The sequence below is a fragment of the Leptolyngbya sp. FACHB-711 genome (genome assembly GCF_014695615.1).
GTDB lineage: Bacteria > Cyanobacteriota > Cyanobacteriia > Elainellales > Elainellaceae > Leptolyngbya_A.
In genome coordinates this window covers 1-10,989 of sequence record NZ_JACJOR010000213.1, presented here as the reverse complement: position 1 = coordinate 10,989, position 10,989 = coordinate 1, and the positions used below count along the sequence as shown (strand labels likewise).

The following is a 10,989-nucleotide window of genomic DNA, read 5'->3' as shown; positions in this document are numbered from 1 at the left end:
CCCAGTTCCGGGGGCAAGGCGACCATTCACCTGCTGACTAAATGTGCCCGGAGCAAACTGAATTTTTTCCAGGGCAGTATGGTTTAAAGTTTTAACCTGCTCGGCTGCCATACCGTGCCACACCTGACCGATCGGCTGATCGATAAAATTTTGCCCCTGCTGGTCAGGAAACAGCGCGAAAAAGCGAGCATCGGTCAAGTCGAACAGCGATCGACTGCTGACATAAAGCTGGTTGATCTGCTCTTTCCAGCGATCGCGATCGGCTTTGGTGTAGCTGCCGAGCTTCTGGCGGACAGTTTCGCTCAAGTTCGTCTCAAGCAGGCTGAGCCACTCCGCAGCAATGATATCCCAGGTTTTTCGCAGCTCCTGATCCTGAGGTGCATTGGTTAGCGTGCGCCCCTGCTGATCGGGATAGCGGGTATAAAACGTTTGATTGGTAAGCTGCACGAGAAAGGAAAAATCAACGCCAAGGCTCTGGCTCCGCTGCTGAGGCGTCATTTGACGATTTCCTTGCTGAGAACTCGGACTACGACTGGAAAAAAGCGGCAGCCATCGATCGTGTGCCATCCAGCCTGCCCCACCCAGAGCCAGCACCACACCGCCCAACGCCGCCCATTGGTGCCACTGAACCTGATTTTTTGCTTGACCCCTAGCAATGGTTTGAGGCGCAGTGGGAGCAGTCGCCATGCCTGGGGGAGAACCGCCTGATATCGCCTGAGGAGAATGAAGATGTTCAGCGATCGGAGCCGTGGGCAGATGAGCAGTCGCGGCATTTTCCTGAACCTGAAGCGGCAGTTGATGGGCAGCCGGAACCAAATTGGCTTGCTGAAGTGCTGTTAACACGGCATCAGCAGAACGAAATCGATCGTCAGCGTGGGAGGCCAGCATTCGCTGTAAAATCTGGGTCAAGGCTGGGCTGATTGCAACCGATCGCTGCCACTGCGGACGGGTGCCCTTCATTTCGAGCAGCCATGTGGGTTCCTGCCCCGACAGCAGCACCAGCACGGTGACGGCAAGGGCATACAAATCGCTCTGAGGGGAAACAACCCCCTGCTGCATTTGCTCGATCGGGGCATAGCCAATTTTGCCTAAACGGGTCGCGGCAGGAGCAACCTGAGCGGGAGGTACAAACTGCAATTCAGCCGCCGCCGAAACTTGTTTTACGCCGCCGAAATCAATTAGAACAGGCAAACCGTCACTCGATCGCAGAATCAAGTTGTCGGGCGAAATATCGCGGTGAATCACGCCAGAGTGATGTAAATAAGTTAGAACGGGCAAAATCTGGGTCAAGAGCTGGCAAACCTCTGGCTCCCTGAATGTGCCTCCCTGCTGCTGTCGCTGCTGAAGCAGTTGCCCATAGGTTTCTCCAGGAATGTAGTCCTGCACCAGAAACAGATGACTGCGATCGCCCAGCACCGCCCGAAACAGTTCCCGAAAACGCGGAATCTGAGGATGATGCAAGCCGTAGAGAATCCCTGCTTCTCGCTCAAACAATTCTTCTGCTTTTTGCAGCGAAGACGTGCCCTGAACCTGCGGCGCAAATTCCTTCAGCACACAGGCCTCACGAAATCGGTTTAAATCTTCGGCAAGGTAGGTGCGCCCAAAGCCGCCGTGCCCGAGTTCTCTGACGACTCGATACCGATCGCCTAAAATCAAGTCCTGCTGCATTGCCCGACTGCTCAGCTTCTCGCCGCACAGATAGCAAAATCGGTTGTCGCCCGGATTCGGATGTCCTCGACTGCAAAAAACAGCGGCCATAGAAATAGAAATAAAAGAATAGGAATAAAAATGGAGGTTGTAGACTAGCTCACCCCTAGCTTAATGGAAGTCCCTTCGACTGTGGAAAAAGGGCCCACTACTTCAGCCGCAGTCGCAGAGAAAATTCACATAAGCTGGAACCTTTTGCCGCGATCAGCTCGTCTGTATTAACAAGATTCCCATGATAAGATTCCCGCCCCTATCATCTGGCTCTCCTTTTGACTCTACTTTTATCTACGTAAGGAATTGCGGAACTATGAGGACGTTTGTGCTGGCTGCTGTTTCCTCGCTGACTCTGACAACAGGCTTAGCAGTTTTTCCGGTTCGTGCTTCGACTTTAATCAGCAATACCTCATTGCTATTCGCGCAGCGCGGAGGGTTAGGAGACGCAGAAGAAATCTGTACCGAGCAGGCAGAAAATCGGGGACTGCGGGTGCGTGAGATTTTATCGATCCAGCCGGTAACGGGCGGAGCTGAGGTTCAGATGCAGGTGAGCCAGCGGCAGGGTAGCTCTTTTGTAGTGGGGTGCGACTATTCCAGCGGGACGGGCAATGTGCAGCTTTACCGGCTGGAGGGAGTCGATCGCAGCGATCGCGATGATGACGACAACCAAGACTGGCGCAGAACCTATTCCGATGGCGGCAGCGTTCGCAGCCAGAGTGATGCCGAAGATGTGGCGCGGGCAGTTGTGGGTCAGCGGCTCAGCATTCGCGACCCCTACTCAGATGTGGTGGAGATTGATGATGTCGATCGCGTCGAGAGCAATCGTGCCTGGGAGGTGAAAGGACGGGTCAACGGTGCGCCCTTTATCGTACGGATTCGTGCCAGCGATGCCTATGTGCTGGGATTTGATTTGTTTTAGTTTGAATTCATGAAACTCAAAGTTCTTTTTTCGGCGATGCTAGGTGGAGCGATCGCATCGATGGGTTGTTCTGCCCCTGAAAACCCCAATGCCGGTTCGCCTTTTGCTGCACCCGCAAATTCTTCAACGGTTGCGGATTCGCGTGTGATTAGCAGCCCGGTCATTTCGGCTCCGGCTCAAGATGCCACTGCTCCGGCAGCCGAGTTTTTGATTGTCCCCGGAGCGCGAGTCGGGCAGATTACAGCCGCAACAGCATTTGACGATCTGGTGAATCTCTATGGCTCGGAGCAATTAACAAATCAGCAGTTTTCCGTGGGCGAAGGCGAAATGCGCCCCGCAACACGAGTAGATCTGGGCGAAACGCGATCGTTCACCGTGATCTGGCGCGATGAAAGCCGGACGCAAGCCGAAGCCGTCTCGCAGTTGGGCACAGAGTGGAAAACGGCTGAGGGTATCGGCATGGAAGCCACCCTGATGGATTTACAGGCAGCTTTGGGACCGTTTCAGCTTTATGGCTTCGGCTGGGATTATTCAGGAACAGTTGTGCTTACCGGAACTCGGCTGGCTCAATATGAGGACTTGCTCATTCTGCGGCTGGCTCCTCAGCCAGGAACGATCGAAATGCGATCGGCTGACTTCGAGGCAGTCATGGGAGACCAGCTTTTTGACTCTGATAATCCTCACCTGGAAGCCCTTTATCCGACGGTGAATCGAATGATTGTCAGGCTGACTAAAGCTCCTTAGCCTGAATACCTAGCCTGTCCACATCAGGCATTCTTGTGAGCATTTTCAGGTTGGCAGCCCCCCAAATCCTCCAGGGGGACTTTCAACTCCGAATTAGGCTCGGTTTCTTCCAGAATTAAGGGGTTAGGGGGCAAGCAGTAGCAATTTGAACCTGGGTAGCAAGATGGAGGTACACCGTAGTCTCTCTACAGCAGGGATTAGCGGAAATCAAGCTCCTTGAAAGCTCACCCTAAGCCTTGATCCATTGTTCGGGTTGGGAGCCTTGCACCCATTGATAGCCATTGCAAGCAAGCCAGGAAGTCACATTGCCGCGAATCGGAGAGATAAAGACAGGCGTGGGGGCACTGTCTCCGTTTTGCACATCAACAGGAAGGACCTGAAACCGGGTCGAAGGGGTTTCAGGATTAAAGACAACGGTCACTGTTTGAGCCATAGGAGGGAATGAAAAAGTACTTAATTTTTGCCAAACCGAGGGTGCTTTTATTATCTAATGTTGTGTTGTGTTAGCGATCAGATTGCCTAATCTGTAAGACAACCGAATGGGTGACGCAACCTAATCAGCAGGACTGATGCGATCGATCCGCTTAAACTGCCCGCGATCGTCTACCGTCCAGACATCGTAGTTGCCTTTGACATCCCCAGCGCGATCGATGTCGACTTTGCCGCTGACTCCGTTGTAGTTAATTTCTTGTCCGTTCTTGAGTAGAGCCAGCCCTTCGCACACATGGTTCACCGTCATCCCTGGAGGATTGGCAACCTCTCTCAGCTTTGCCTGGATTTCCTCACGGCTGTTTGATTTTGCTGCCTGAGCCGCCAGCATCACTAGGGCAGCAGCATCCCAGGTTTGCCCCACAAATAGTCCCGGAGGGCTGCCAAACTGCTCCTGCCACAGTTTCGCTAAATCAGAAAAGGCTGAACCATCTGATGCCGGAGCCGTCCCGATCGCTCCTGACAGAAGAGACGTGCCATCCGTCGCTTTGCCCACTCGTTGAACAAAAGCATCGATGCGAACTTCGTCTGTCAGCACGACTGGAACTCCCTCTGTTAACCCCATCTCAGCCGCAGATTTTAGCAGCGACGCACCTGCTCCCGGATCAAGAATAGCGATGACTGCATCAGGCGGATCAAAGGGACGAAACGCAGCATAGGCAAACTCTTCCAGTGTAAAGGGGTCAGCGTTAACGGCGTAGCGCAGGGGTTGAGTTTTATCAAGTACAGTGCCGCCTTGCTTTTCAAAAGCCGCAATAAATGCTTGTTCAAGAGCGATCGCATCGGGCTTGCTAACCGTAATCGTTGTGACGGTGCGAAAGCCGCGTTTCTGGGCGAGCTGTGCCAGAGCGATCGCTTCCTCCGTTTCGGAAGGAACCGTTCTTGCCCAAAATCCTTTGTATGTTCCCTGCTGGGCACGATTAGTCAATGAGGAGCTAACGCTGGCAGGCGAAATCAGCAGTACTTTATTCTGAACAGCAACGGGTAGGGCTATCGCAGTTACCTCGCTCGAAAACGCTCCTACAATCGCGCTGACTCGATCGGCTTCGACAAGCTTGTCCAGGGTCAGTGCTCCATCGAGTGGTTTAACAGCTTGGTCTTCGACCACCAGAGAAACAAAGGCATTATTCACGCCGCCGCAGCGATTGACCGTATCCACCAGGAGGGGCAACGTTTGAAGCATCGGTCGTCCTACCTGACCCAAATCTCCGGTGACAGGCAGCATTGCCCCTAGCTTTAATCCGCCCTCGCTGCGGGGCTGGCGATCGGGGCGTTGGGAATTGTTCTGCTGATTGTGCTGGCTCCAAAACGGACGCTCGCCCAGCAGTACCGAAGAGTGACAGCCTACCAGCAGGAATCCCAGGAGACTGGAGCCGATTACCCGGTAGGGAAAACCGCTTCGCAACGCCGCAGGGCTGAACTCGCGAAGCCAGGATGTGAAATCGCGCAATAGGGGCATAGGCTACATTCAGCAGAACAAAGATTCAGGGATGAGCGTCCTTTGACGAGCCTATCATGGCACAACCCTCAGCTTGCACCACAACCCTAGAGTTTAATTTGTTTGAGCTGAGCGCGGGGATCGGTGCTGCGGTTATCGCGCAGGGTTTCGTATGCCTGCTGCTCGATCGGGCTAAGGCTGGTTGACGGTACAATCACCACTCGCACCATCTGATCACCTCTGCCGCCCTTGGGATTGAGCCAGCCCTTACCCCGTAGCCGCAAAGTTTGACCTGATCGAATTCCGGCAGGAATGTTCATCGTGACGCTGCCATCGGGAGTAGGAATTTCGATCAACGCACCCAGAACCGCTTCATCGGGAGCGATCGGCACTTCGCAGGTCAAATTGTCGCCCTCAAACTTAAAGAAGGGGTGAGACTGCACTTCCACAGTTAGGTAAAGATTACCGCGCTGCTGATTGTAAGGATTCACCTGTCCCTTGCCGCGAATGGTCATGCGGCTGCCCGGTTTGACTCCGGCAGGAATCCGCACCTTGATGTCTTCAGTGCCGACGCGCAGATTTTTTTGAACGCCATGAAAGGCTTCTGAGAGGGTCAGGGTCAGGGTAGCTTCCAGATCAGTCGGAACGTTAGCGGCGGAATTTCCAAAGTCTGCATAATCGCTGAATCCACCATATCCAGAACTGCCCGGATTGGTGCGATAGGTGTAGGCGCGACGACCCCCGCCCGGTGCACCCGCAGTGCCGCCAAATTTACCCAGCAGCTCGTTAATAAATTCGTCAAAGCTGCCGTACTGACTGAAATCAAATCCGCCAAAATCTGCGCCCGGAGTTCCGGTCGGACTACTGCTTGGAGTGCCAACCCGGTTCCAGTACTGACCAAACTGATCGTACTTGCGCCGCTTATCAGTATCAGATAAGACTTCGTATGCTTCGTTGACTTCTTTAAATTTTGACTCTGCCGATTTATCCCCTGGATTTACATCAGGGTGATATTTCCGCGCCAGTCGTCGGAATGCCTGCTTAATTTCATCTGCACTGGCAGTTTTGTTGACTCCCAGGACAGCGTAGTAGTCTTTAAAGTCGGTTGCTGCCATTCAGCCAATTCCTTTAAGCACTTAAATATAGCATCTGCCTATAAGCTATCAGGATTCTGACCTGCTGCGGGTTCGGTTGCAAGGCAGGAAATAGGGAAATTCCCGTACTTTAGCCCGTTAGAAATTCAGCGTTTGGGGTTCAGAACTTTAGCAGGGCAGGGATATCTATAGCTCTTATCGATCGAATGGGTATAAAAGCTCCACCGTTCCGAATTCCGAATTATTCCTACGCTAGTTCTTGAGTCATAATTCGCCGCAGGATTTCTGTGACTTCTGCCGCAACTCTGGCATCGAGCTGTCTGGCTTCTTCGGCTGCATTATTAAGAGCTTTGGCAGCTCGCAGCGCAAGGCTAAAGGTACGCAGGACGGCAGGTTTCCCTGCTTGAACCGGACGATGATCTCCTAAAGGGAGGTGCTTCGTATCAATAAACCAAACCAGCCCTACATAGCAAAGCTCAGTGCGATCGCGAATTTGACTGCGCCCAAACCCCACTTTAGAGACAATTACCGGAGCCTGAATGCTGCTGCTCAGGTGCAGCCGCTCGATCGCCCCATCTAGATAGCGAGCGTTATCCATTGCCATTGCCCGCACCACCGTTTCTAAACTGCTCCACTGCACCGCTGGCAAACTGGCAGCCGTCGGTAAATAATTATGCCAGCCTAACATCGCGGCGAATCGTGCCAGATCGCAGGTTGAAATGGCATTTGTGCCCAGATGATCGCTGTAGGCAGATTTAAGCAGCACGGCTTTTGTGGTCTGGCTCCAGAGGTCGGGGTTTTGGATAAAGGGCGGTTCGTCGTAGCGTCCGGTAAAGTCGAGATAGCGATTGCCTGTCAGGTTTCTCACCCAGTTTTCCAGTTCTGGCGGGGTAAAAAATTGCTTAAAGGTTGCCGCCGCTGCATTTGATGACGCGATCGCGCGTTGATAGCTCATCGGATCCACTGCCAGATTATAAAATCCATACCCTTCTGGGCTGCCCACCGGACGCACCAAACAATCTCGCACGTTCGCGTCGGGCTGGACTGCGTTTGCCTGACAAACCACATTGAGCAGGGGAATGATTTTTGTCGTACTCCACATTTCAACGTTATCCAGTGCGTTTCTGCCTGACCAGTGGGTTTGCATTGTGCCGTTGACAAGGCTGCCAACGCAGAGGCAAGCCTCTTGAATATCGGGATGAAGAAAGTCTAAGCCAGTGCTATCGATCGCGGGCAGTGTGCCGTATTCAGGAAACGGAGTAAAGAAAACCCGCTGATTCGTTCCCGTTAAAACATTGCTGTCGCCCAGCGAGGCGATACGAAGCCGTTCCGCCGAGGGGGTAATTACCTCTTCGTCTAGTTTTGCGGCTAAACGGGCTGGAAACTGCGAGATATCAGCAAAGTAGCGTGAACTGGCAGCCCCGCGATCGAGAAATGCCAGCCGATTGCCGGGATAAGCGACTTCCTGCGCCAAAAATTCTTTGTAGACTGCGTTTCGATCTTGCGCCGATGCCAGAAAATAGTCGATCGGGTCAGCGTGGGTGAGCGTCCAGCCCAGCTTTTCATCCAGCACGCCTGTTTTCATCGTGTTTAGACTGTAGAAATCACAAAACGTGGTTAAACCCTGCTCGGTCTCAAAATTGTATTCCCCGTTAATGCGATCGGCTGGATAAAACTGAAAATTGGCAAGCACCGTTTGAATGTCCTGCATCAGCCGGGCACTGCCGCGCCATTGCGGAAAGGCAACCGTGACATTCCCCTTCAGGTCATTAATTCCTAAACCACAGGTGGAATACGCAAGCGGTACTGCATGATTTAGCTTGAGAACACGACACAAAATCGCGGCAACCTCGCCTCGTGTAGCGTTCTGATCGGGATAGAACTGCCGCACATCCGGATAGCTCACCACAATATCTTGCAGAATTGCTGCCGCAGTGGGCCAGCGCGTCCAGTCGGGAATGCGATCGGCATCTTTAAAGTAAAGCTTCAAAATTTGCAGTGGATGAGCAGGCGACTCAAAGCCCAGTGCCGTCCCCAAAACCGCCATAACCTGAGTACGTGAAATCGGTTGATTGGGTAGAAACGTCCCATTGTGATAGCCCGAAAACCAGCCGTTCAGGGAGGCTTGCTCAATGCCAGAATATGCCCAGTAAGCCGCAGGAACATCAGAAAACGCGATCGCTCCATTGATCGCCCCATTGAGTGCCCCATTAAGGGAACTGCTTTGCATCGGCTCACGCACAGGCTCGGCGTCAAGAAAAATGAGCGACAAAATGACTGCAAATTCCGCTCTGGTCAGGAAACTGTCCGGGCGAAAGGTTTGGTCTGGATAGCCGTTGAGGATACCCCGTTTCGCGATCGCCTGAATTGAGGCTTCTGCCCAGTGATTTTGAATATCTGAAAACAAAGAAGAAGTTCGATCGCTTGCGATACCACTGCCCCCGATCAGGCGTTCAACTTTGCGGTAGCCCAAGACAAGGGAGGCAAAACTAAAACTTAAGACAAGAAACTGACGGCGAAAGATCACACGCATCGCATTCGCGTTGACTCCGCCTCTTTTCATGCCAGTAAAGATGGTTTAAACGATATAGAGAATGGCACAGAAAACAAATCGAATCGACATTCAATTCATCAAGGCGTCAGTGCATCTTCTCATTATGCAGCGCGATTAATTTTGGTTAATTAAAAAGGACTCAATTTCCTGATTTTTGACTTGATTCATCAGAGCAATGCGCTGAATCAGCCGATCGAATCCCTCCTCTAAGCTGGGCGGCGCACCTGCAAGCTGACGGTGCATTCGCAAAATCACTTCTGGAGGAACCTGGCGCCATCGATTCTGGTTGCGTTCTAGACAAAGGGCAAAGGGCGTATCAACCCAAAATCCCGTGATTGAGTTGAAGCCGATCAATCGAACTTGCTGTAGGAATCGTCGACGATCGCGACGACGGACATTGGTGGCATCATAAATTGCGCCCTGAAGTCTGCCCTGCCGAATTGCGCCGATCGCCTGCCGGAACTGTCGCTGCACTTCTCGCTGAACAAGATTCCAGTCGCCCTGAATCGCTTCGTTGCCAAAAAGCTGTTCCCGAATTTGATCGGTCGAGATGACCCACTGCTGACTTTCCTGGGCAAGTTGAGCAGCTAGGGTAGATTTTCCGCTTCCCGGCAAGCCGATCATCAGCGTCAGCGGGATCTGAGAAACAGAGAGAATTTCTTCTGTACCGGAGAGGGAAGCGATTGCCCCTTGAGAAAACGGCGAGGCGATCGAATTCTGGGACGGGTGAGGCGGCTGGAATGACACAGATGGCTGCCCCCTTTGTTCCTCTATATAACTGTTGTGGACAGTACACCGTTATGGACACCGTAGCCGAATTGAGAGAGGCAGGGGGACAATTCGGATGATAACCATGACGGTTCCAAACCGCCTTTCGTCCTGGAAAATTATCGCCGGGAAACCGATCGCTCAATCATCCCCTAAATAATCGTCCCATCTGGAATGACAGCGTTCTTAAACACGACCACAATGCCATTGCGAATGTAGAATCCCTCTTCTTCGCGCATGGCTTCTTCAACGCGGTCTTTGTTAATGATCTGCACATCGCAGCCAATATGGGCATTCTTATCGACAATTGCCCGTCGAATCGTCGAGTTTGCACCAATTCCCAGAGGAATTTCGTGCTGTTCGCAGTCGGTCTGCCGTTCTGCAAAGGGCTGATAAAAGTCAGATCCCATGATTAGCGAATCTTGAATGACTGCGCCTGCTTCAACGCGGCTGCGAATGCCCAAAACAGAGTGATGAATCTGGCATCTTTTCAGAATGCAGCCTTCACCAATCATCGATTCAGTGATCTGGCAGTCGAGCATTTTGGTCGGAGGAAGCGATCGACCCCTGGTGTAAATCGGGGCTTTTTCGTCATAGAAACTAAAGGGCGGCTGCGGTTGCCGAGTCAGTGCCAGGTTTGCTTCGTAGAAGGCTTCGATCGTTCCGATGTCTTCCCAGTAGCCCTTAAACAGGTACGCCTGAATATTGTGGGTTTGGGCAGCGGCGGGAATGATTTCTTTGCCAAAGTCGGTCTGGGATGGGAACTGCTTCAGCAGATCGATCAGCACCTGCCGCTTGAAGACATAAATCCCCATCGACGCGATAAAGGGCTGCTCTTTTGCTTCTTCGGGGGTGAGTCCCAGAATAGTGGTATCTACCATTGCCTGCTTCAAGGCATCGCCTTTGGGCTTTTCGCTAAAGGAGAGAATGCGCCCCTGCTCGTTGATTTTGATCAGTCCAAAATCCGATGCTCGCTTCTCGTCCATCGGCAGCACTGAAATCGTGATATCAGCGTTGGTTTCCCGATGGCGGCGAACAAAGTCGGAGTAGTCCATCCGATAAAGATGGTCGCCTGACAAAATCAGGTATTCATCGACATCCCATTCCTCAAACAGCCAGATATACTGCCGCACGGCATCTGCCGTTCCCTGGAACCAATTGGGGTTTTCTGGCGTTTGCTGCGCTGCCAGAACTTCGACAAAGCTTTCCTGGAAACTCGTGCCGTTGTAGGTTCGGGAAATGTGTCGGTTCAGCGAAGCAGAGTTAAACTGCGTCAGAACGT

Annotated in this window: 9 protein-coding genes; 2 read left to right on the top strand and 7 right to left on the bottom strand. The window is 52.5% G+C overall.

The window, feature by feature from the left end; translation table 11 throughout:
- Positions 1-1,758: serine/threonine-protein kinase (locus H6F80_RS08055; protein WP_190791061.1), on the bottom strand; the 1,758-nt coding region annotated here is incomplete at its 3' end.
- Between the two features lie 256 nt (positions 1,759-2,014).
- Between H6F80_RS08055 and H6F80_RS08050 the strand changes: the two genes are divergently transcribed.
- Positions 2,015-2,620 carry a hypothetical protein gene (locus H6F80_RS08050; RefSeq protein WP_190791060.1) on the top strand — a complete coding sequence of 202 codons (606 nt, stop codon included), beginning with the start codon at positions 2,015-2,017 and terminating at the stop codon, positions 2,618-2,620.
- Positions 2,621-2,629: 9 nt separating this feature from the next.
- Positions 2,630-3,364, top strand: coding sequence for a hypothetical protein (locus H6F80_RS08045; protein ID WP_190791059.1), 735 nt, complete (start codon positions 2,630-2,632; stop codon positions 3,362-3,364).
- Between the two features lie 229 nt (positions 3,365-3,593).
- On the opposite strand, the gene H6F80_RS08040 is transcribed toward H6F80_RS08045, so the two are convergent.
- From H6F80_RS08040 to H6F80_RS08015, 6 genes are all read right to left on the bottom strand, one after another.
- Positions 3,594-3,797, bottom strand: a complete 204-nt coding sequence (locus H6F80_RS08040; RefSeq protein WP_190791058.1) for a hypothetical protein — start codon at positions 3,795-3,797, stop codon at positions 3,594-3,596.
- 120 nt (positions 3,798-3,917) lie between these two features.
- Positions 3,918-5,312 carry an ABC transporter substrate-binding protein gene (locus H6F80_RS08035; protein ID WP_190791057.1) on the bottom strand — a complete coding sequence of 465 codons (1,395 nt, stop codon included), beginning with the start codon at positions 5,310-5,312 and terminating at the stop codon, positions 3,918-3,920.
- A gap of 86 nt (positions 5,313-5,398) precedes the next feature.
- Positions 5,399-6,406 (bottom strand): DnaJ C-terminal domain-containing protein, encoded by a 1,008-nt coding sequence (locus H6F80_RS08030; RefSeq protein WP_190791056.1) that lies wholly within the window; start codon positions 6,404-6,406, stop codon positions 5,399-5,401.
- A gap of 226 nt (positions 6,407-6,632) precedes the next feature.
- A complete protein-coding gene (locus tag H6F80_RS08025; RefSeq protein ID WP_190791055.1) occupies positions 6,633-8,948 on the bottom strand; it encodes an S-layer homology domain-containing protein in 2,316 nt (771 codons plus the stop codon).
- Between the two features lie 105 nt (positions 8,949-9,053).
- Complete coding sequence (locus tag H6F80_RS08020; RefSeq protein ID WP_347277843.1) at positions 9,054-9,686, bottom strand: AAA family ATPase; 633 nt, start codon at positions 9,684-9,686, stop codon at positions 9,054-9,056.
- A gap of 173 nt (positions 9,687-9,859) precedes the next feature.
- The coding region (locus H6F80_RS08015) for a glucose-1-phosphate adenylyltransferase (protein WP_190791054.1) at positions 9,860-10,989 on the bottom strand (1,130 nt) is incomplete at its 5' end.